The sequence below is a fragment of the Dactylosporangium thailandense genome (assembly GCF_059739745.1).
Genome location: NZ_AP029195.1, coordinates 5,947,785 through 5,968,004 on the forward strand (window position 1 = coordinate 5,947,785; position 20,220 = coordinate 5,968,004).

At 74.0% G+C, this 20,220-nt stretch carries 20 protein-coding genes; 6 read left to right on the forward strand and 14 right to left on the reverse strand.

Features of this window, described 5'->3' with window-relative positions; all coding sequences use genetic code 11:
- Positions 1-28 precede the first annotated feature (28 nt).
- Positions 29-1,180 (forward strand): acetyl-CoA C-acetyltransferase, encoded by a 1,152-nt coding sequence (locus AC6JBM_RS26065; protein ID WP_497986193.1) that lies wholly within the window; start codon positions 29-31, stop codon positions 1,178-1,180.
- Complete coding sequence (locus AC6JBM_RS26070) at positions 1,155-1,925, forward strand: SDR family oxidoreductase (RefSeq protein ID WP_497986194.1); 771 nt, start codon at positions 1,155-1,157, stop codon at positions 1,923-1,925. Before AC6JBM_RS26065 ends, AC6JBM_RS26070 begins: the two co-directional genes overlap by 26 nt.
- Before the next feature lie 129 nt (positions 1,926-2,054).
- Here the strand turns inward: AC6JBM_RS26070 and AC6JBM_RS26075 are convergent, their stop codons facing one another.
- The 5 genes from AC6JBM_RS26075 to AC6JBM_RS26095 form a co-directional block, all read right to left on the reverse strand.
- A complete protein-coding gene (locus AC6JBM_RS26075; protein ID WP_497986195.1) occupies positions 2,055-2,570 on the reverse strand; it encodes a carbohydrate-binding protein in 516 nt (171 codons plus the stop codon).
- Positions 2,571-2,610: 40 nt separating this feature from the next.
- Positions 2,611-3,639 carry an acyl-CoA dehydrogenase family protein gene (locus AC6JBM_RS26080; protein ID WP_497986196.1) on the reverse strand — a complete coding sequence of 343 codons (1,029 nt, stop codon included), beginning with the start codon at positions 3,637-3,639 and terminating at the stop codon, positions 2,611-2,613.
- An 11-nt stretch (positions 3,640-3,650) separates the two neighbouring features.
- Complete coding sequence (locus tag AC6JBM_RS26085; protein WP_497986197.1) at positions 3,651-4,769, reverse strand: acyl-CoA dehydrogenase family protein; 1,119 nt, start codon at positions 4,767-4,769, stop codon at positions 3,651-3,653.
- Between the two features lie 418 nt (positions 4,770-5,187).
- Positions 5,188-6,048, reverse strand: coding sequence for an SDR family oxidoreductase (locus tag AC6JBM_RS26090; protein WP_497986198.1), 861 nt, complete (start codon positions 6,046-6,048; stop codon positions 5,188-5,190).
- Complete coding sequence (locus AC6JBM_RS26095) at positions 6,045-6,899, reverse strand: LLM class F420-dependent oxidoreductase (protein ID WP_497986199.1); 855 nt, start codon at positions 6,897-6,899, stop codon at positions 6,045-6,047. Before AC6JBM_RS26095 ends, AC6JBM_RS26090 begins: the two co-directional genes overlap by 4 nt.
- Positions 6,900-6,941: 42 nt before the next feature.
- Here AC6JBM_RS26095 and AC6JBM_RS26100 point away from each other — a divergent pair, with 42 nt between their 5' ends.
- The 3 genes from AC6JBM_RS26100 (at position 6,942) to AC6JBM_RS26110 (ending at position 10,216) form a co-directional block, all read left to right on the forward strand.
- Positions 6,942-8,021: an SDR family NAD(P)-dependent oxidoreductase gene (locus tag AC6JBM_RS26100; RefSeq protein WP_497986200.1), complete on the forward strand. Its 1,080-nt coding sequence runs from the start codon at positions 6,942-6,944 to the stop codon at positions 8,019-8,021.
- A gap of 274 nt (positions 8,022-8,295) precedes the next feature.
- Positions 8,296-8,952 carry a hypothetical protein gene (locus AC6JBM_RS26105; protein WP_497986201.1) on the forward strand — a complete coding sequence of 219 codons (657 nt, stop codon included), beginning with the start codon at positions 8,296-8,298 and terminating at the stop codon, positions 8,950-8,952.
- Between the two features lie 103 nt (positions 8,953-9,055).
- Entirely contained in the window at positions 9,056-10,216 is a 1,161-nt protein-coding gene (locus tag AC6JBM_RS26110; protein WP_497986202.1) for a PrsW family intramembrane metalloprotease, read from the forward strand.
- Here AC6JBM_RS26110 and AC6JBM_RS26115 read toward each other — a convergent pair.
- From AC6JBM_RS26115 to AC6JBM_RS26150, 8 genes are all read right to left on the reverse strand, one after another.
- Complete coding sequence (locus AC6JBM_RS26115) at positions 10,164-11,408, reverse strand: lanthionine synthetase LanC family protein (protein ID WP_497986203.1); 1,245 nt, start codon at positions 11,406-11,408, stop codon at positions 10,164-10,166. The genes AC6JBM_RS26110 and AC6JBM_RS26115 overlap by 53 nt on opposite strands.
- Complete coding sequence (locus AC6JBM_RS26120) at positions 11,405-12,673, reverse strand: glycosyltransferase (protein WP_497986204.1); 1,269 nt, start codon at positions 12,671-12,673, stop codon at positions 11,405-11,407. The genes AC6JBM_RS26115 and AC6JBM_RS26120 overlap by 4 nt, the downstream gene beginning before the upstream one ends.
- Complete coding sequence (locus tag AC6JBM_RS26125) at positions 12,670-14,916, reverse strand: glycoside hydrolase domain-containing protein (protein ID WP_497986530.1); 2,247 nt, start codon at positions 14,914-14,916, stop codon at positions 12,670-12,672. The genes AC6JBM_RS26120 and AC6JBM_RS26125 overlap by 4 nt, the downstream gene beginning before the upstream one ends.
- An 84-nt stretch (positions 14,917-15,000) precedes the next feature.
- Positions 15,001-16,464: a DUF1996 domain-containing protein gene (locus AC6JBM_RS26130; protein WP_497986205.1), complete on the reverse strand. Its 1,464-nt coding sequence runs from the start codon at positions 16,462-16,464 to the stop codon at positions 15,001-15,003.
- Between the two features lie 198 nt (positions 16,465-16,662).
- A complete protein-coding gene (locus AC6JBM_RS26135; RefSeq protein ID WP_497986206.1) occupies positions 16,663-17,292 on the reverse strand; it encodes an MgtC/SapB family protein in 630 nt (209 codons plus the stop codon).
- 35 nt (positions 17,293-17,327) lie between these two features.
- Positions 17,328-17,696, reverse strand: a complete 369-nt coding sequence (locus AC6JBM_RS26140) for a hypothetical protein (protein ID WP_497986207.1) — start codon at positions 17,694-17,696, stop codon at positions 17,328-17,330.
- Positions 17,697-17,705: 9 nt separating this feature from the next.
- On the reverse strand, positions 17,706-18,056 hold the full coding sequence (locus AC6JBM_RS26145; RefSeq protein ID WP_433619339.1) for a hypothetical protein: 351 nt from the start codon (positions 18,054-18,056) through the stop codon (positions 17,706-17,708).
- A 23-nt stretch (positions 18,057-18,079) separates the two neighbouring features.
- Positions 18,080-19,375, reverse strand: coding sequence for a condensation domain-containing protein (locus AC6JBM_RS26150; protein WP_497986208.1), 1,296 nt, complete (start codon positions 19,373-19,375; stop codon positions 18,080-18,082).
- A gap of 123 nt (positions 19,376-19,498) precedes the next feature.
- Here AC6JBM_RS26150 and AC6JBM_RS26155 point away from each other — a divergent pair, with 123 nt between their 5' ends.
- The gene (locus AC6JBM_RS26155) at positions 19,499-19,663 is read left to right on the forward strand and encodes a hypothetical protein (RefSeq protein WP_497986209.1); all 165 of its coding nucleotides are present in this window, start codon (positions 19,499-19,501) and stop codon (positions 19,661-19,663) included.
- Here AC6JBM_RS26155 and AC6JBM_RS26160 read toward each other — a convergent pair.
- Positions 19,660-20,115 carry a MaoC family dehydratase gene (locus tag AC6JBM_RS26160; RefSeq protein ID WP_497986210.1) on the reverse strand — a complete coding sequence of 152 codons (456 nt, stop codon included), beginning with the start codon at positions 20,113-20,115 and terminating at the stop codon, positions 19,660-19,662. The two genes, AC6JBM_RS26155 and AC6JBM_RS26160, sit on opposite strands and share 4 nt — an antisense overlap.
- Between the last annotated feature and the right edge of the window lie 105 nt (positions 20,116-20,220).

The window sequence follows — 20,220 nt, forward strand, 5'->3', positions numbered from 1 at the left end:
CAAGCGCTCGCTTGGTAAGGTCTTGGGCATGACGGAGGCATATCTGGTCGAGGCGGTCCGCACCCCGGTCGGCCGGCGCGGCGGCGGACTGGCCGCCATCCACCCCGCCGACCTGGGCGCACACGTGCTCACCGCGCTGGTCAAGCGCAGCGGCGTCGACCCGGCCGCGGTCGACGACGTGATCTTCGGCTGCGTCGACGCGCTCGGCCCGCAGGCCGGGAACATCGCCCGCACCAGCTGGCTCGCGGCCGGGCTGCCCGAGCACGTGCCCGGGGTCACCGTGGACCGGCAGTGCGGCTCCTCGCAGCAGGCCCTGCACTTCGCCGCGCAGGCGGTCATGTCCGGCACCGCCGACCTGGTCGTGGCCGGGGGCGTGCAGAACATGAGCGCCATCCCGATCTCGGCGGCGATGCTGGCCGGGCAGCAGTACGGCTTCGAGGACCCGTTCCGCGGCTCGTCCGGCTGGCACGCGCGGTACGGCACCCAGGAGATCAGCCAGTTCCGCGCCGCCGAGCTCATCGCCGCCGAGTGGGCCCTCACGCGCGAGGAGATGGAGCGGTACGCCCTCGAGAGCCACCGCCGCGCCGCCGCCGCGATCGACGCCGGCCGGTTCGCGCGCGAGATCGAGCCGATCGCCGGGGTCTCGGTCGACGAGGGCCCGCGCCGCGACACCACCCTCGAGAAGATGGCGACCCTGCCCACCCTCAAGCCCGGCGGGGTCGTCACCGCGGCCCTCGCCAGCCAGATCTCCGATGGCGCCGCGGCCCTGCTCGTCGCCTCCGAGCGCGCGGTCGCCGAGCACGGGCTGCGCCCCCGCGCCCGCATCCACCACCTCAGCGTGCTCGCCGACGACCCCGTCTACATGCTCACCGGCCCCATCCCGGCGACCGCGCACGCCCTGCGCAAGGCCGGCCTGACGATCGACGACATCGACCTCGTCGAGATCAATGAGGCATTTGTACCGGTCGTGCTCGCCTGGCAGCACGAGACCGGCGCCGACCTCGAACGCGTCAACCCCCTCGGCGGCGCCGTCGCGCTGGGCCACCCGCTCGGCGCGACCGGCGCCCGGCTCATGACGACGCTGCTGCACGAGCTGGAGGCGCGCGGCGGCCGGTACGGTCTGCAGACGATGTGCGAGGGCGGGGGTACGGCCAATGTCACCATCATCGAGCGGCTCTAGTCCGGCGGCGCTGGTCACCGGCGGCACCCGCGGCATCGGCCGCACCATCGCGGCGCGGCTGGCGCTCGGCGGCTACCGCGTGCTCACCTGCGGCCGCAAGGACCCCGGCGACCTGCCCGAGGGCGTCGAGTTCCACCGCGCGGACGTGCGCGAGCCGGAGGAGGCCGCGGCGCTCGTGGCCGCCGCCGTGGACGCCTTCGGCCGGCTCGACCTCGTGGTGAACAACGCCGGTGGAGGCCCGCCGGTGCCGGCCGCCACCGCCTCGGCGAACCTCGTGACCGCCGTGGTCAGGCTCAACCTCCTGGCCCCGTTCTTCGTCGCCCAGGCGGCCAACGCGGTCATGCAGGACCAGGACGCGGGCGGCCTGATCGTGAACATCGGCTCGGTGTCGGCCCTGCGCCCGGCGCCCGGGACCGCGGTGTACGCGGCGGCGAAGGGCGGCCTCGAGGTCCTCACCCGGGCGCTGGCCCTCGAGTGGGCCCCGAAGGTGCGGGTCAACACGGTGACGGCGGGCGTGGTGCGCACGTCGGACAACGAGGTCCACTACGGCGACGAGGCCGCGCTGGCGGCGGTGGCGGCGACGGTACCGCTGGGACGCATGGCGACCCCGGACGACATCGCGGACGCGGTGCTGCTGCTCGCCTCCCCGCTGGCCGGGTACATCACGGGCACGTCCCTGCTCGTCGACGGCGGCGGCCAGGTCCCCCGCTTCCTGGACGCCACGGGAGGCGCCGCGCCCGAGTAGCGGCCCCGCCGGCGTCGGCGGCACCGGCGGTGATCGGCGGCCAGGTCCTCCTCCACCCGCCGCATGCGCGGCCCCGGACCGGCGCATCGCCGCTCGGACCGAAGCATGTGACCGGGTGCGGGGTGGAACTTACGGGATCGGCGGGCCGGTCTGCTTGATCAGCTGAAAGCTGTCGAGGCGGTAGAACTCGCACCGCGAGGCCGAGGTGAACGACAGGTACAGGTCGTGGACGCCGGTCGGGGTCGTGGCCACGCCCATGCGCGTGCTCGACTGGAACCACTGGGCGCACGTGCCACCCGCGGGCTGGAAGGTCAGGAACGGGGTGGCCGCGGGCGAGTCGAGCCGCAGCTCGACCGTGCCCGTGCCGGTCGCGCAGGAGCGCCAGGTGGCGAAGCCGCTGGCCTGGCCGGGCACGCCGAAGTCGACCGCGTCGAGGCGCAGGCGGTCGCCGTCGGAGAACGCGACCGCGTGGCCGCCGGAGGCCGCCGGGTCGGCGAAGACGCGCACGCCGTGCTGGGCGTCGTAGGACTCGGCCTCGACGACCGAGCCGAAGGGGCGGACCGTGGCGGCGGAGGCGGGCGGGGCGACGGCGGAGGAGACGGCGGCGAGCACGACCGCCGCGGCGATGACGAGGGTTCGTCTCATGCCACGCAGTCTATGTGACACAATCGACAGTTGTCGATTGTCACACGAACGTGAGCAGCAGTCGCCGCAGCGTGGGCGGGTCGCCGAAGAGCAGGTGGCCGGCGGTGGCGCGCTTGAGGTACCGGTGCGCCGGATGCTCCCACGTGAACCCGATCCCGCCGAGCAGCTGGATCGACTCGCGGGTGATGGTCCACGCGGCGTCGCAGGCCGACAGCTTCGCCAGCGGCGCGGCGACCGCGAACTCGGCAGTGCCGTAACAGCGCAGGGCGTAGCGGGCCGTCGAGGTCGCCTGCTCGAGCAGCACGTAGAGGTCCGCGACCCGGTGCCGCAGCGCCTGGAACGTCGCCAGCGGCACGCCGAACTGGTGGCGGGTGCGCAGGTGCTCCACAGTGGACCGCAGCGCGGCCCGGGCCACGCCGACGGACTCGGCGGCCAGCAGTGCCCGCACGCCGGCGAGGGCGTGCGCGGCGCCGGCCGGGGCGACCAGGCGGGCCGGGGCGGCGGTGAGGATCAGGGTCGCCTGGCCGCGCGTGGCGTCCAGCGTGGGCACGGGCTGGACGACGGCGGCGTCGGTCGCGTAGAGGTCGCCGCCCGCCTCGACCAGGAACAGGTCGGCGGCGTCGCCGTCCAGGACGTGCTCGACCCGGCCGTCCAGGACCATGCCGTCCGCGGTCGGCCGGGCCTCGACGCCGTCGCCGAGGGCCAGGGCGCCGATCGTCGTGCCGGCGGCCAGCGACTCCAGCAGGCCGGACGCGGAATCCAGGGCGCCGGTCGTCGCCCCGGCGGCCGGCGACTCCGGCAGGCCGGACGCGGGGTTCAGGGCCAGGATCGCGGCCGTGGTCGACAGCAGCGGCGCGGACAGCAGCGCGGCCCCGGCCTCCTCCAGCACGATGCCGGCCTCGACCGCGGTGGCGCCGAAGCCGCCGTGCTCCTCGGCGACGGCGAGCGCGGTGAGGCCGAGCTCGCCGGTGAGGCGGCCCCAGCTGTACCCCGGCGAGGCGAAGAAGTCGCGGACCGACTCGCGCAGCGCCGTCTGCTCCGCCGTGAACTCGCCGGCAAAGGACTCCACTGTGGACACTCCTAGGCTCGGGGGACGCGGCCGAGGAGCCGGTCGGCGATGATGTTGCGCTGGATCTCGTTCGAGCCGCCGTAGATGGTGTCGGCGCGGGTGAACAGGAACAGGCGCTGGGCGTCGGTCAGGTCGTAGGGCGCGGCCCGGGCGACCGTCGCGCCCGGACCCTCCACGGCCAGGGCCAGCTCGCCGAGGTCGCGGTGCCAGTTGGCCCACAGCAGCTTGGCGACGGACGCGGCGGTGGGGTCGGGCTCGGTCGCGGAGAGGGTGCGCAGCGCGTGGTGGCGCAGGCCCTGCAGTCCCGCCCAGGCGCTCGCGATGCGGTCGGCGATGATCGGATCTTCCATGGTACCGGTGGATCGCGCCCTGTCCACAATGGACTCCAACTCCCGGGCGAACCCGAGCTGCTGGCCCAGGGTCGCGACGCCGCGCTCGAAGGCGAGGGTGCTCGTCGCGACCCGCCAGCCGTCGCCGGGCTCCCCCACGACCAGTCCGGCGTCGGTCTCGGCGCCGTCGAAGAAGACCTCGTTGAACTCGGAGGTGCCGGTCAGCTGCACGATCGGGCGCACGTCGACGCCGGGCTGACGCATCGGCACGAGCAGGTACGACAGTCCGTTCTTGCGCGTTTGCGCACCGGTGCGCGCGAGCACGAAACACCAGTCCGCGATGTGCGCCAGCGACGTCCACACCTTCTGGCCGGTGATGCGCCAGCGGTCGCCGGCGAGCTCGGCGCGGGTCTGCACCCCGGCGAGGTCGGAGCCGGCGCCGGGCTCGGAGTACCCCTGGCACCACAGCTCCTCGGCGCGGGCGATCGGCGGCAGGAACCGGGCCCGCTGCTCCTCGGTGCCGTGGGCGATGAGCGTGGGCGCGAGCAGGTACTCCCCGATGTGCGACAGCCGCCCCGGCCCGCCCGCGCGGGCGTACTCCTCGAAGAACACGACCTGCTCGGCGATGCTCGCGCCGCGGCCGTACGGTTCCGGCCAGCCGAGCCCGATCCAGCCCCCGGCCCCCAGCTCGCGCTCCCACTCGGCGCGCAGCTCCAGGTGCTCGTGCTCGCGGCCGGGCCCGCCGGAGCCGACGAGCGGCGCGAACCTTCCGGTGAGGTGCTCGGCGAGCCAGGCCCGCACGACTTTGCGGAAGTCGTCCGGCGCACCGGAAGCGCGCGTGTTGCTCGGCGCGCCGGAAGCGCGCGCGCCGTCCGGCGCGTCAGAAACGCGCGTGTCGCCCTGCGCGTCAGAAACGCGCGCGCCGTCCGGCGCGTCAGAAACGCGCGTGTCGCCCTGCGCGTCAGAAACGCGCGTGTCGCCCTGCGCGTCAGAAACGCGCGTGTCGCCCTGCGCGTCAGAAACGCGCGTGTCGCCCTGCGCGTCAGAAACGCGCGTGTCGCCCTGCGCGTCAGAAACGCGCGTGTCGCCCTGCGCGTCAAGAACACGCGCGTTGCTCGGCGCGCCGGACGAGCGGGAGCCGTCCGGCACGCCGGAAGCGCGCGCGTTGCTCGGCGTGCCGGAAGTGCGGGAGCCGTCCGGCGTGTCGGACGGGTGGACGTCAGGCGCCATACACGGCCGCCGGTTCGGGCGCGCGGGACAGCAGCCCGCGCACGATCGGCCCGAGCTCGTCCGCGTCCCAGCGACGGCCCACGTCCGTCGCCGGGCCGTGCTGCCAGCCGTCGGCGAGACCCACGCTGCCGCCGGAGACCTCGAACACGCGGCCGGTCACGAAGCCGGCCTCCTCCGAGGCGAGCCACACCACCAGCGGCGAGACGTTCTCCGGCGCCATCGCGTCGAACCCAGACTCGGGCGCGCGCATGGCGTCGGCGAAGACATCCTCGGTCATCGGCGTGCGGGCGCTGGGCGCGATCGCGTTGACGGTGATCCCGTAGCGCCGCAGCTCCACCGCCGCCACCTGCGTCACCGCGGCCACGGCGGCCTTCGCGGCGCTGTAGCTGACCTGCCCGACGCTGCCCATGAGCCCCGCGCCGGAGGTGGTGTTCACGACCCGCGCGGCCACGGGCTCCCCGGCCTTGGCCAGCGCCTTCCAGTGCGCGGACGCGTGCCGCAGCGGGGCGAAGTGGCCCTTGAGGTTGACCCGGATGACGGAGTCCCACTCGTCCTCGGTGACGTTGGTGGTCATCCGGTCGCGAGCGAGCCCGGCGTTGTTCACGAGCGCGTCGACACGTCCGTTCACCGCCACTGCGCGTTCGATCAGCGCGGCCGCGAAGTCCCAGTCGGCGATGTCCCCCGGCACGGAGGTCACGGTGCCCTGTCCGAACGCGCACTCGGCGGCGACGGTTTGCAGCCGATCCGCGCCGAGGTCGTTGAGCACCAGGTGATACCCGGCCGCGGCGAACGCGAGCGCGTGCGCGCGGCCGAGCCCCTGCCCGGCGCCGGTGATGATGACCGTTCTCATGCCCCGAGAACCTCCCGCTGGTAGCGACGAACCTTGTCCCGTACGCCGACGAGATCGTTCGGGTCCGCACGGATGACGACCCGGGCCACGCCGAGCGAGCGCAGCCGCTCGACCTCGCCCCGGTCGCCCGGGCCGCGGGCGGTCACCTCGACCTCGTCGGGGTCGCGGCCCAGCGCCGCGCACTCGTCCCGCAGCGCCTGCCGGAGCCGCGCGAACTCGTCGCCGCGCACGCCCAGCGGATACCACCCGTCGCCGAACCGGGCCGCGCGGCGCACCGCGGCCAGGCTGTGCCCGCCGACGACGATCGGCACGGTCCCGCGGGTGGGCCGGGGCCGGGAGTGCACGGGTCCGAAGGAGACCAGGCGGCCGTCGTACCGCGCCGGCGACTGCGTCCACAGCGCGCGCATGGCCTCGAGGTATTCGTCGGCGCGCGCCCCGCGCCCGGCGAAGGGCACCCCGAGCGCGTCGTACTCCTCGCGCAGCCAACCGACGCCGATCCCGGCCAGCAGCCGCCCGCCGCTGAGCACGTCCACGGTGGCGAGGCGCTTGGCCAGGTCGACCGGGTTGTGCTCGGGCAGGATGAGCATCGCGGTGCCGAGCTTGAGCGTCGTGGTGTGCGCGGCGGCGAACGTGAGCCAGTGCAGCGGGTCCGGGATGTCGTCGTCCCCGCGCAGGGGCATGCGGCCGCTCGAGTCGTACGGATACGAGCTGTCGTAGTCGTCCGGCACGATCACGTGCTCGACCGCCCACACCGACTCGCAGCCGAGTTCCTCCAGCAGCCGCACGAACCGCGCGACGGTGGCCGGGTCCGCACCACCGTGCGCGGGCATGACCCCGAGTTTCAGCTCCACGGCCGATACTCTAACAAACGCTTGCTTGGTAGCGTAGCCGTCATGGAGCAGGATTTCGCCGCCCGCCCGGGGGTCGCGGTCGTCACGGGGGCGACGGGCGGCATCGGGTCCGCGGTCGCCCGGATGCTCGTCGCGCGCGGGTGCGCGGTCGTGCTCGCGTACCGCTCGGACGCCGCCGCGGCCGCGGCCCTGGCCGCCGAGCTCAACGGCATCAGCCCCGCCGACACCGACACGACCCGGGCCCGCGTGACTCACCGCGGCGCAACTCAGCCCGACGCGACTCAGCCCGGCGCAACTCAGCCAGACGCAACTCAGACTGGCGCGGCCCACACCGGCGCGACTCAGCCCGACGCGACTCAGCCCGACGCGACTCAGCCCGGCGCGGCCCACACCGGCGCGGCCCAAGCCCGCGCGGCCCAGACCGGCACAGCCCAGACCGACACGGCCCACACTGGCGCGGCCCACACTGGCGCGGCCCACACCGGCGCGAAAACGGCAGACGGGCGGGTGCTCGAAGCGGGCGCGGCCACCGAGCGGCGGGCGATCGCCGTGTGCGCGGACCTCACCGACCCGGCGGCCTGCGCCGCGCTGATCGGCGGCGCGGGCGAGGTGCACACGCTCGTGCACGCGGCCGGTCCCCACGTGCCGATGATGCACCTGAGCACGATCGCGCCGGAGCGGTTCGCCGAGCAGGTCGCCCAGGACGTGCTCGCCACGTTCAACATCGTGCGCGCGGCCCTGCCCGCGCTGCGCGCGAGCCGCGGCAGCATCGTCGCGGTGACCACCGCGGCGACGCGGCGCTTCCCGGTGCGGGACGGGCTGTCGGCGGTGCCGAAGGGAGCGGTCGAGTCGCTGATGCGGGGCGTCGCCGCCGAGGAAGGCCGCTTCGGCGTCCGCGCCAACTGCGTCGGGCCCGGCATGCTCACCGACGGCATGGCGGCCCGCCTGATGGCCGGCGGCGACCTGAACGAGCACGCCCTGGCGGTGACCCGCTCGAACATCCCGCTGCACACCTTCGGCACCGCGGCCGACATCGCCGAGGCCGTGTGCTTCCTGGCCAGCGACCGGGCGAAGTTCATCTCCGGCCAGAAGCTCGACGTCGACGGCGGCTACGCGGCCTGAGCCCCGGCCGCCGGAAACCGGTCAGAAGGCCAAACCCGGAAACCGGCCGGCAGCCCAAATGCCGACGGCGGCCGCGCAGCCCGAGCCCCGGCCACCGAACCGGGCACCGGTCAGAAGGCCAGAACCGGAAACCGGCGAGAAGCCCGACGCCGACGGCGGCCACGGCCAGGCGGCCCGAGCCCCGGCCACCGAAGCCGCGAAACCGACAATTCGGCTGGTAGCGTCGTGATCGTCGCCCGGCGGCCCCGGAGGGGCGGCCCGGTTGGGAGGACCCATGACGCACAGCGCGGCACCAGGCCCAGGCCGGCACCGCCGGCGCGAGCACTGGGTGCCGGTCGAGCGCCGGCTCCTCGGGCTGGACCGCCGCACGCTGGTGCCGGCCGGGCTGGTCGCGCTGCTGGTGGCGGTCGCGCTGGGGATCCTGCCGGCCGTCGACGCCGCCGTGCCACTGCACGACCCGGTGCGGGCCGGAGACGTCGTGCAGGTCGGCGCGGACGTGCAGTTCAGCCCGGCGGCCGGCGCGAACCTGGTCAGCGGGCTGCGCCGCTCCACCGGCGGCGGGGGCTATCCGAACCGGGCCTCGGTGACCTACGAGGGCGCCCGGTTCACGGTGACCGCCGACAGGTACGACGGCACGCCGGAACAGCTGCTGGCACAGATCCGCAAGACCGACGCGGGCCTGCGGGGCAACGGCGACCCGCGGGTGACCGGCAAACCGGTGGCGATCCTCAACGGCTCGGGCCAGCGCGGGGTGACGGCGCACGTCGACGGGGCGCACACCAGGGGGCTGGTGGCCGCGTTCGTGTTCGGCCGGACCGGGGTGGAGATCGAGGTGCTGGGCCCGGCGACGGCGGACGTCAGCTCCGCACCGGCGATCACGGGCATGATCCGCTCGGTGCAGCCAACGCGTGAAAGGGCAGCCGACGCGTGAAAGGGCGACCGGCGCGTGAAGGGCGACCGGCACGTGAAGGGCAGCCGGCACGTGAAGGGCGGCCGGCACGTGAAGGGCGGCCGACGCAGGAGGGAGGGGGCGCATGACCACCGCGGCGCGGCAGGCGGCGATCGAGCGGACCGGGTGGGGCAACAGGTTCAGCCTGTGGCAGCCCCGCAACGCCTGCTTCTGGGTCTACGCCGGCGTGGTCGGCTACGGTGTCTGGTTCGCGTACGACCTGGTCAACTCCCAGGTGCGCGTGTACGGGCCGGCCTTGGGCACCAGCGCCCTGATCTTCGCGGTCTACGGGCTGCTGCTCTGGTGGTTCACCGCCCGCATCGACCGCTACTCCCGGCAACCGCGCGGCCTCGTGGTCGCGGGCTTCGTGTGGGGCGGTCTCGGCGCCACCTGGACCATCGCCGTCCACGCCAACACCAGCATGCTGCACCTGTACCAGAAACTGGTCGGCCCGGAGTTCTCCCTCGACTGGGGCGCCGGGCTGACCGCGCCGGTCTTCGAGGAGCTCGGCAAGGGCAGCGGCGTGCTCCTGCTGATGTTCCTGGCCCCGCGCGTGGTGCGCACCGCCTACGACGGGTTCATCCTCGGCGCGTTCACCGGCCTGGGCTTCGAGATCGTCGAGGACGTGCTCTACGCGCTGCGGTCCGCGCCCGACCAGTTCGGCAGCCATCAGCTCGCCACCAGCCTGCAGACCGACGTCCTGCGGCTGCTGACCGGCTTCTCGTCGCACATCCTCTACAGCGCCGTCTTCTGCGCCGGCCTCGTCTACCTGCTCGGGACGCCCGGGCAGCGGCGGCGCCCGGTGCTCGGGCCCGTCCTCATGCTGACCGCCATGGTGCTGCACTTCCTGTGGGACTCCACCACCGTGCTCAGCGGCGGCGACGGGCTGGTCGTCATCGTGCTGATGGTGGTCATCTCCCTGGTCGCGATCGCGATCGTCATCACCGTCTTCCGCATCACGGTGCGCCCGGAGCGCGACGCCATGCGGGCGGTCATGCAGCCCGAGGTGGACACCGGCGTGCTGACCCCCGTCGAGCTCGACGCGCTGGCCGGCGGCTGGAGGCAGCGCCGCCGCTACCGGGCCGCGGGCGGCCTGCGTGACCGCCGGCGCCGGCGGCACCGCCTCGCGGCCGCCCATGACCTCGCCGACCAGATCGCCGCGGCCGGCGGCCGCGACACGAGGCGGGTCCAGGTCACCCGGTCCGAGCTGGCCCGGCTGGCGCTGTCGGGCCGGGAAGGCCCCTGAGCGATACGCGCAGCGCGTCCGGCACGGCGAAGAACTGGTCGGGGCGATCGACGATCGGGGCCGAGAGCCCGGCTTCCGAGACGCGGGCCAGGCGCAGCAGGAACGCCGCGATCCCGGCCGCGCCCTGCATCCAGGTCGTGCCCGGCGGCAGCAGCGGCTCCTCGATGCGGTACTCGATGAAGCGCCAGTAGCGCCCGTCGACGGCGCGCGACACCAGGGCGTCGCCCATCGTGCGGGCGCCGTCGAGGTACTCGCCGTCGCCCAGGGACTGCGCCGCGTCCAGCAGGATGTCGCCGACGCCCGCGGTGCCGCAGCAGCGCCCGTCGTTGTCCCAGAAGCCCGGCCGCAGCCGCTGCGGGATGCCCGAGGTGAGCGTCGAGTGCAGGCAGCGCCGCCGCAGGTCGGCCACCGTGTGCTCGCCGATCGACGGCACGCCGGCGCGGCCGAGGGCGGCGAAGACGTGCGACGTGCCGGCGGGCCCGTGGCACCAGGTGAAGGTCACCGGCTCCACCTCCCGCTTCGAGCGCGGAATGGTGTGCTCCAGGACGAACCCGCCGCCGGACAGGTCGGCGATCGCGAGGAGGTGCTCGGCCCCGCGCCGGGCGGCGTCGGTACGGCCGGCCAGGGCCAGCGCGGCGGCGACCCCCGCGGTGCCGTGCGAGTAGTTCGGGTTGCTCGACGGGTAGTCGGGCTTCATCCGCCAGTCGAGCCCGCCCTCGGCCTCGTCACCGGCCTCGGCCAGGGCCGCGGCGGCCGACGGGAGGCTGACCCCCAGCCAGGACAGGGTGAGCAGCACGCCCGCGGTGCCGGAGATGATGTCGTGGTACTCCGGCAGCGGCAACGACACGATACGCGCGACGGCGGCCGCCTCCGAGCCGGGCGCCAGGAGCCGCAGCGCCGTCACGTCCCCCGCCAGCCCGTCGTAGAGCGACACGTCCGTGCGCGACGGAACCTCCCGGGAGAGCCGCGCGACGATGCCGGCGGCCAGCTCCTCCTCGGCCGCCGTGAGCGCGCGATACTGCCGGATCTCGGCCAGCACCGGCGCGATCCCGGCAATCCCGGCATAGAGCGAGTCCCGGTCGCCGGCCATGTCGCCGGGCACGGAGACGGGCAGCCACGGCCCGTCGGAGAAACGCACCTGCTCCAGCACCCACGCCCACGCGGCCTCGCCCAGCGCACGGTAATCGCTCACCGGACGGACGGTACCGCATCCGGAAACAGGCGATCGAAGACCGCGGTCCGCTCGAAGGCCATCGCGTAGGCCCGCGCCCGCGTCTCCCGCTCCGCCCGCTCGGCCGGCGGCATCTCCAGCACCACCCGGTCGAGCGCCGCGGCGAGCCCGTCCGCGTCGAAGGGCTCGACGATCACGGCGGTGTCGCCGACCGCCTCGCCGGTGCCGCCGGTGAGCGTGGTGACCACGGGTCCGCCGCCGGCCAGCATCTTCTCGGTCAGCGCGATGCCGAACGTCTCGACGAAGTCGGGCTCGGGCCGGGTCGGCAGCGCGTACGCGGCGCAGCCCCGCATGAGCAGCGGCTTCTCGGCGTCGTCGACGTCGGTGAGGAACACGATCCGCTCGTCGCCCGCGGCCAGGGCCCGGATCTCCTCCAGGGCCGGGCCGGTGCCGGCGACGACGAGCTTCACGGCGGGGCGGCAGCGCATCCGCCGGTACGCCTCCACGAGGTCGTGGATGCCCTTGGCCCGCGCGACCCGGGACAGGAAGAGGATGTACCCGTCCCGCTCCAGCCCGCGCCGGGCCAGCGCGTGGTCGACGGCGGCGGGATCGAGGTCGAGGTAGGCCGAGGCGTCGATCGGCGGGTAGCCGATGGTGACCCGCAGCCGGCACTGCTCGGCGAAGCGGGTGCCGCAGCGGGCGTCGACCTGCTCGGCCGCGGCGATGATCTCGTCGCGGGTGTACTCCGACACCGCCACCAGCTCGTCGTTGCCCAGGAACGTGGTGAACAGGGCGATCGCCGCGCCCATCCGCCCGTCGCGCAGGCAGGAGCGGATCACGTTGGTCACGTCGGAGCCGACGGCCTTGGCGACGGTGCGCACGTCCGGGTTGAAGCCGGCGGCGCGCACGGCCGCGACCGCGTCGGCCACGACGGTGGCGTGCGGGACGAGGTACATGGACAGGCAGGTGGTCGGCACCGGCTCCAGCAGCAGCTCGGTCAGCCGCCCGGTGAGCCCGGCGAGGTGCCGGCCGTCGGGGACCCGGTAGTCGCCGACCGGCTCCGGCCGCTCGACGGTGATCCCGGGGCTGTAGGGCAGCAGCCGGTCGAGCGGCTTGAGCGGCAGCCCGGCGGCCTGCAGCGCGCCGATCGGCCAGGTGAGCAGCCGGACGTCGTCGAAGCCGCGCTGGAGGGCGACCTCGGCGAGGTTGCGCGCCTCGCCGGAGTGGCCGCAGATGACCGGGTCCGCCCGGACCACGATGACGAGGCGGCGGTTGATGTACGTCACCTGGTCTCCTTCGCTGCGAGCACGCGGTCGGACGCCGACGGGGGCCGGTGCCGGCGGTCGTGGCCCCACCCGGAGGGCTCCGGGCCGAGGCGCACGTGCAGCCGGCCGCCCCGGTGGATCTCGGCGGCGCTGATGTGGGTGGCGTCCAGCGGCTTGCCGTTGAGGCTCACCGACTGGACGTACTGCGGGGCCGGGTCACCGTCGAGCCCGTCCGCGCCGATGGGCGTCGATCGGTGGCCGCTGGTCTCCACGATGAACTCCCGGTCGCCGACCCGCACGGCGGAGCGCTCGAAAGCGGGCGCGTTGATCAGGAAGAGGTTCTGCCCGGCCACCGGGAAGAGCCCGAGCGACGCCCAGACGTACCAGGAGCTGAGCCCGCCCGAGTCGTCGTTGCCCGGCAGCCCGCCCGGCCCGGTGCCGAACTGCCAGGTGAGCGCGGCCTGCACGATCTCGGCGGTCCGGTCGGGGCGCCCGGCGTAGTGGTACGCCCACGGCGCCTCCATGTCGGGCTCGTTGTTGAGGCCCTCGAACCGGTTCAGCGCGTAGCCGGCCAGCATCTCCGCGGGCTGCGGGCGGCGGCCCGGCTGGGTGACCGGCGGGGCGCCGAAGCCGAAGAACTTGTCGAGGTTGCCGATGAACTCCTCGTCGCCGCCGCCGAGAGCGATCCGGGCGGCCATGTCGTGCAGCAGCCGGAACGAGTAGTTCCACTTGCCGCCCTCGTAGAACTCCGAGTCGCGCAGCAGGCCGGTGACCGGGTCGAAGGCGTTGATCCAGTGCCGGCTGCGCCGCTCGAGGTCCTCGGCGAGGTGCACGTCGTTGAGGGCGCGGGCCACCTTGGCGGTGCAGTGGTGGGCGTAGGCGAGGTCGAGGGTGTGGCTGATCGGGTGGACGATGCCGTGCTCGAAGAAGTCCTCGCCGTACATCCGGCGCAGGTCGTCGACCATGTGCACGAGCGCCCAGTTCCAGTCCAGCGGGGCCGTGCCGAGCGCGTGGGCGTCGGCGAGCACGGTGTGGGCGAGCGCGCTGGCCTGGCGGAAGAAGCGGTCGGCGCCGCGGGCCATGCGGTAGCCGATCGGGAAGTTGCCCTCCTCCTCGCAGACCCGGATCAGCGACTCGAGCAGGTCGGCCGAGCGCTCGGGGGCGACCGCGGCCAGCAGCGGCAGCTGGGTCTTGTAGATGTCCCACATGGTGCAGACGTCGAACGCGAACGGGCCGGAGTTCGGCCAGAACGGGCTCTCGTCGTCGGCGAAGCACGGCTTGATCAGGGAGTGGTACATCGCGGTGGCGAACACCGTGCGCCGGGCCGGGCTGCCGCCGTCGACCCGCACCCGCCCGAGGTGCTCGCGCCAGCGGTCCTGGGTCGCGTCGCGCACGCGGTCGAACGCGTCGCCGGCCGGCCCGCACTCCCGCTCCAGGTTGCGGGCCGCCTGGTCGCAGCCGCGCAGGGAGAAGCCGAGGCGGATCTCCACCGTCTGGCCGGCCCGCGTGGGGCCCATGAACAGCATGCCGAACGGCCGCAGGGTGGTGTGGCGGATGCTGTCGAAATCGAGACGTGTGCCGCCGTCGATGAGGCGGCGGTCGTACCACAGCATCTGCCGCCAGCCGCGGCTCACCACCTCGGCGTGCACGGAGAGGGGCACCCCCTCCATGTCGACCGTGCCCTGCACCCGGCCGTGCCCGAGGCTCTCGGCCTGCGCGCGCAGCGGCACCGTGCGGCCCAGGTCGATGGCGAGGCCGCCGCAGGACAGGTCGATGACGATCCGGGCGCTGCTGCTCTCCGGGAAGGTGTACCGGTGCACGGCGACCTTCTCGCCGACGGTGATCTCGCAGCGCACGCCGGTGCCGAGGGTAGCGGCGTAGTACCCGGCCTCGGCCACCTCCTCGCGCAGCGGCCAGGACTCGCCGAGCGCGTCGAGCTGCTGCACCATCGGGGTCACGCGCACGTAGTTGTAGTACTTGCGGATCGCGCCGGTGCCGGACTGCTGGAAGTGGGTGAACCCGGAGGCCTGGAGCCGGTCGAAGAGCAGCTCCGGCACCCCCTCGGTGTTCTTGGCGTACCGGCCGTAGCCGGTGGGGTATGCCCCGGAGTACGCACAGGCGGAGACCATGCCCAGGGGCGAGGTGGCGCCGGGGTGCGTGTTGCCGACCTGCGGCTTCGGCCACCACCAGGTGCCGGCCAGGCCCCGGGCGGGAGGCAGGTCGGTCGCGGCGGTGCCGATGAAGGGATCAATGTCGTCGAAGATGACGGGACATTACCCCCCGCCGCCGCGAGCTGGGTTTCATGGAGATGAAACTTCAGCCCGCGGCGGCGTGGAGCGGGCCGAGGATCAGCCGCCGGTGAACGACGGGGTGGTGCCGCACTTGGCGTGGGCGTCGAGGCACACCTTCACGAGCGGGCCGAGGTTCTCGGGCTTCCACGCGTTCATGAAGTCGCCGTGCATCGAGGAGGCCATGCCGGAGGAGAGCGCCAGCCCGTCGCCGCCCAGCGAGTCGTAGTTGACCATGAAGGACAGGTTGGGGATCGCGACCGGGTAGTCGCCCTGGCACTTGCCGTTGACCGCGTTGCCCATGTGCGACTTGTGGTCCGGCGAGTCGATGTGCTTGCCGTCCCAGCAGTCGGCGAAGGTCAGCTGGAAGATGAGGTTGCCGCCGGCCGCGCAGACCGGCCAGTTGCCGTCGGCGCTGCGGCCGACCTCGGCGCTGCCCGCGCACCAGAACTGCCCGTTCGCGCCCTTCGGCGTGGCGACCTGGCGCTTGGCGTCACCGGAGATCATGACCAGCCCGGGCGGGAACGGCATCGTGACCGACGGGTCGGGCAGGCGCGATCCGTAGTACACCCGGAAGCTCTTCATCTTGACCGGCTGGCCGTTTTTCTGCAGCTGCGGCACCCAGTAGGCGCTGTTGTCGCCCGGGGCGTTGCAGTTGGTGGTCTCGCCGAACAGGTCGGCCGGCTTGCTGGTCGCGGTGACCTTCGGGCCGAAGAACGTGTGCATGTGCGAGGCGCCCGCCAGGCCCGGGAACACGATCGGGTCGTCCGGCGCCTCGCCCGACACCGAGCAGTCGGTGTGGAACTCCGAGACGCGGGTCGTGCCGGCCGGGACCGGGAGCTGCTGGAGCTTGTTGAACGCCGCGACCTGCTGCTGCCAGGCGGCCTGGTCGACGTCCACCCAGCCGGCGGTGCCGGCGCCCGTGCCGCCGGTGGGCGTCGACGTCGGGTTGCCCTTGGTCGGCGACGGCGCGGCGGTGGTGGGCGGCGCGACCGTGGCCGTGGCCGGCGGGCGGCCGCCGCTGCCGAGCGTGAACCAGTTGATGTTGACGAAGTCCCACTGCTGGGCGCTCTTCATGACCGCGACGACGGTCTGCTTGCCGGCCGGCACCGAGATGGCCGTCGCGGTGACGGTCTTCCACGACTGCCAGTTGCCCGTGTACGCGACCGGGAACGTGGCCAGCAGCTGGCCGGTGGGCGAGCCGAGGTGCAGCTCGATGGAGCCGCCGGCCTTGTTCTGGGCGGCGATGCGGACGCTGAGGTCGGCGCCGCCGAGGGTCACGTTGTCGTACTGCAGCCAGTCGCCGTTGGCGAGCCAGCCGACGTTCTTGCCGCCGCCGGTGTCCGCGGTGTTCTCGGTCTGCGCGCCGGACTGGGCCGAGAAGCTCTCGGCCTCGAGCTTGGGCGCCGTGTTCTCGTCCGCGCTCGCGGTCGCCATGTAGACGCCGCCGGCGCCACCGGCAACGGCGACCGCGGCGGCCGCGATGAGGACACGGGTTCTCAGGCGGATTCTCTGGTTGGGCATGTCGATCCTTCTCTGCCGGCTCGGGTGCCGCGGCCAGTATTCAAAGGGCTCGCATGCGGGTTCAAGAGACCAAAGGAAAACTTAGAGAGCGCTCTCCGGAAGATCGTTGTCAGGACCCGTGACCCGACTCGATTACATTTTTTGGAAAGTCCGTTCTTAAATCTTCTTTAGCGACGGTACGTATACGCGCGAAAGCATTCAGCGAGAGATCTCGACCCCTTGCACCCCGTCGAGCCGCCGCAGCGCCTCGGCGATCGCGGGCAGCGAGGTGTCGTTGTCCCCGCGGGCGGTGAGCACGATGGACTGATCGTGCCCGGCATAGTCGATGCGCAGCACGTGCGCGGTCGGCAGCGTCTCGGCCGCGGCCCGCTCGACCTCGTCCAGCGCGTAGTCGGGCGCCAGCGTCAGCGTGATCTGGATGCGGTGCCGGTCCGGCAGCCAGTTGGCCTCGGCCACCTTGAACAGCCACAGGGCGGCGAGCGCGACGACGGTGACGAGGACCGCGGCCCAGTAGAGCCGCAGCCCGCTGGCCAGGCCGATCGCGGCGGTGACCCACAGGGAGGCGGCCGTGGTCAGCCCGCTGATGTTCACGCCCTCCTTGAAGATGGCGCCCGCGCCCAGGAACCCGATGCCGGTCACGACCTGGGCGGCGATCCGGGTCCGGTCGGCGCCGAGCTCGAAGCCGGCCACGGTGAACAGCGCCGCACCGACCGCGACGAGCATGTGGGTGCGCAGGCCCGCGGGCTGGGCGCCGATCTCGCGCTCCAGGCCGACGACGGCGCCGAGGAGCAGGGCGAGCAGCAGCGGCGGGATGACGGTCCAGTCCATGACATCTTCTACCGTCGCCGCGCCGTTCCCGCCACTCAGCCGCCGGGGCAGGTGTTGGTGCCGCCGCTGAACACGACGCACTGCCGCCCGCGGGTCGGCTCCGGCTCGGGGGTCGCCAGCTGCCGGGAGCCGTTGAGGCTCAGGATGATCGCGGGCAGCACGGTCACCCCGGCGACGACGAGCGCGATCTGCGGCAGCCGGGGGACGCGCAGCCCGGCCGCGGCCCCGGCCACGACGAGCGGCCCGGCGATGAGCACCCCCGCGAGGACGAACTCGAGGCGGCCGGTGACCGGGTCCGGCCCGGCGATCTCGACCACGCGGGCCAGGACGTCCCGGGTCAGCAGCGCGACCGCCGCCAGCCAGAGCACCCCGAGCCCGGCCGGGACCGTCCAACGCGCCGCCATGACGGCAATCTATCCGATCGCGGCCGATCCGACGGCCCGGCCCGGGATCACCGACAGCTCCAGGGTCGCGGGCAGCTCGGCGACGCCGGGGCCGCCGGCGTCCACCCACCGCACCACGTCCGCCACGATCTCCTCGGCCAGCACCAGGCCGAACCAGACCGGGCGGGCGCCCGCGCGGCGGGCGGCCGGGGCCGGGTGCACGACGAGCACGTTGGACTGCTCGCACACGTCCAGGCAGAGGCTCGTGCGGACCCGGTGGCGCGGCGCGAGCGCGGCCCGCAGGCCGTCGAGCTGGGCGGTGTGGTCGACCCCCGGGTGCTTGGCCGCGCTGCCGCAGCAGCAGTCGCGGCAGACGGTCAGCGTGCACCCGGTGTCGTCGTCGCTCACGCCCCCACGGTAGCCGGGGTCAGGGCGGCCTCGATCACGACCGCCTCCAGGTCACGCGCGCACCGCTCGATGACGGCGGGGGCATAGCGGTGGGTGTCGCCCCACAGGCTGTACGCGATGCGCCCCGGCTCGTCCTCCACGTGCAGGTAGAACGTGCCGTCGTAGGTCTCCTCGCGCACGCCCCAGCGCACGCTGCCCTCGGCCTGGGCGGCGCGGATCGCCCCGGCCGTCGGCGGCTCGCCGGCGGGGTCGTCGGTGCCGCGGCGGCGGTCGTTGAGGTAGCACGACCAGGCCTCCAGGTCGCGGCCCGCGGCGGCGCCGTCGAAGTAGCCGTGCTTGAAGGCCGCGAGCATCGCCGCCCAGGACCGCGCGACGATCTCGTCGAAGGGGGCGTCGGTGCCGAGCACGCAGAGGCCGAACTGGCGCAGGCTCGTGACCGCCTCCGCGAAGCCGGGCCGGAACCGGTTGCTGACCACGATCTGCACCGCGGCGGTCGCGATGCCGGTGGCGCGGGCCAGGGCGGTCGCGTACGCGGCGAGCAGGATCGGGCCGGAGGCGAGGCCGGTGCGGGCGGCGACGGCGCGCACGGCGAGGGCCAGGGCCGGCGAGGAGCACACGACCTCCCAGTGGCGCGGCGCGCCGAGGCCCGGGTCGGCCGGCTCCGGGTGCGGTCGGGGCGGGACGCGGTCGAGCTGGCGCTCCCAGTGCCGCAGCGCCTGCTCGCTCTGGCGCAGCGCGGCGGGCTCGCGCTGCCGCGCGGCGAGCTCCAGCGGCCGGACCCCCAGCACCGGCGCCGACGGGTCGCCGAGGTTCGCGAGGTCGCGCACGATCGCGTCGATGCCGAAGCCGTCGACGAGGACGTGGTAGTACATGAGCACCACGTGCGTCGGGCGCTCGCCGTCGACCACGACGCCCATCCGCACCGGCCACTCGCCGAACGGGTCGAAGTGCGTGGTCTGGTAGCGCACGCGCAGCGCCTCCGCCGTGACCTCCGCGTCCGGCCCGGCGGCGACGAGCTCCATCGCGATCTCGCCGGACCGGTGCACCTCCTGCCGCGGCGGCGTGTGCGCCCCGGTGGCCACGAGCCGGGTGCGCAGGGCCTGGTGCCGGCTCACGATGAAACGCAGCAGGCCGGCGAGGTGCTCGACGGTCTCGCCCGGGGCGGCCGGCACCGTGCCGCCGATGTTCATCGTCCGGCCGGTGCGCCGCATGAGGTCCCAGACGTCGCGCTGCCCCCAGGTCAGCTCCTCGACCCCGCCGTCGTCGCCCGCGAACGCCACCACGATCTCCACGCGGGCGAGTGTCCCGCCGCGCCCGGACCGGCCGTCAACGCCCGGGGCCGGGCCCGGACATCGGCGCTGGTCGTATCTGAAAGTTTCGCGGAGTACCGGAGTCCTCGCCCTGTCGCTGCGGCCATGACCACGGGGCTCGCCGATCCGCCCCGCGGCGTGCTCCCGTCGAGCGCGCCGAGGCCGAGCAGGGGCTGCGGGTCGCCCGGGCGCGCCGGCTGGAGCGGGCCCGCATCGCTGAACAACCGCACCCAGGTTGCCCTGCTCGCCCACGACGCGTCCCTGACCTAGGTGTTCGAGGCGGGCCGTTTACGCAGCAGGTTCACGGCGAGCAGGCTCAGCACCACCTGGTCGTCCTGGTTGAGCAGCTCGCCGCGGGTTCGCACGACGCCCCGGTCCGGCTTCGAGCCCGACGGGCGCGCCGACAGCACGGTCGCGCGCAGGCGCAGCCGATCCCCCGGCCGCACCGGCACCGGCCACCGCAGCTCGTCGACGCCCGGCGAGGCGAGGCTGGCCACGCGGGAGAGGTACCGCTCGGCGTACAGCCGCATGAAGAGCCCGGCCGTGTACCACCCGCTCGCGATCAGCCCGCCGAACGGCCCGGTAGCGGCGAACGCGGCGTCGACGTGGATCGGCTGCGGGTCGAACCGCCGCGCGAACGCCAGCATCTCCGCCTCGTCGGCCACCTCGGCGCCGCCCTCGACGACGGTGCCCGGCTCGTAGTCCTCGAAGTACTCCAGCACGATCGCCAGCCTGCCACCGGAGCGGCCTGCTCGGGCACCGTGCCGCCGCGGTCGCCTGAAAAGGGGCGCCGGGCGAAGTGCCCGGCGCCCCCTCGCGATGACCAG

Excerpts from the sequence above, each read along its gene's own strand:
- AC6JBM_RS26070 (WP_497986194.1), top strand. The coding sequence starts at position 1,155 with ATGTCACCATCATCGAGCGGCTCTAGTCCGGCGGCGCTGGTCACCGGC.
- AC6JBM_RS26100 (WP_497986200.1), top strand. The coding sequence starts at position 6,942 with ATGGAGCAGGATTTCGCCGCCCGCCCGGGGGTCGCGGTCGTCACGGGG.
- AC6JBM_RS26155 (WP_497986209.1), top strand. The coding sequence starts at position 19,499 with ATGACCACGGGGCTCGCCGATCCGCCCCGCGGCGTGCTCCCGTCGAGC.
- AC6JBM_RS26110 (WP_497986202.1), top strand. The coding sequence starts at position 9,056 with ATGACCACCGCGGCGCGGCAGGCGGCGATCGAGCGGACCGGGTGGGGC.
- AC6JBM_RS26135 (WP_497986206.1), bottom strand. The coding sequence starts at position 17,292 with ATGGACTGGACCGTCATCCCGCCGCTGCTGCTCGCCCTGCTCCTCGGC.
- AC6JBM_RS26130 (WP_497986205.1), bottom strand. The coding sequence starts at position 16,464 with ATGCCCAACCAGAGAATCCGCCTGAGAACCCGTGTCCTCATCGCGGCC.
- AC6JBM_RS26090 (WP_497986198.1), bottom strand. The coding sequence starts at position 6,048 with ATGAGAACGGTCATCATCACCGGCGCCGGGCAGGGGCTCGGCCGCGCG.
- AC6JBM_RS26075 (WP_497986195.1), bottom strand. The coding sequence starts at position 2,570 with ATGAGACGAACCCTCGTCATCGCCGCGGCGGTCGTGCTCGCCGCCGTC.
- AC6JBM_RS26140 (WP_497986207.1), bottom strand. The coding sequence starts at position 17,696 with ATGGCGGCGCGTTGGACGGTCCCGGCCGGGCTCGGGGTGCTCTGGCTG.
- AC6JBM_RS26105 (WP_497986201.1), top strand. The coding sequence starts at position 8,296 with ATGACGCACAGCGCGGCACCAGGCCCAGGCCGGCACCGCCGGCGCGAG.
- AC6JBM_RS26065 (WP_497986193.1), top strand. The coding sequence starts at position 29 with ATGACGGAGGCATATCTGGTCGAGGCGGTCCGCACCCCGGTCGGCCGG.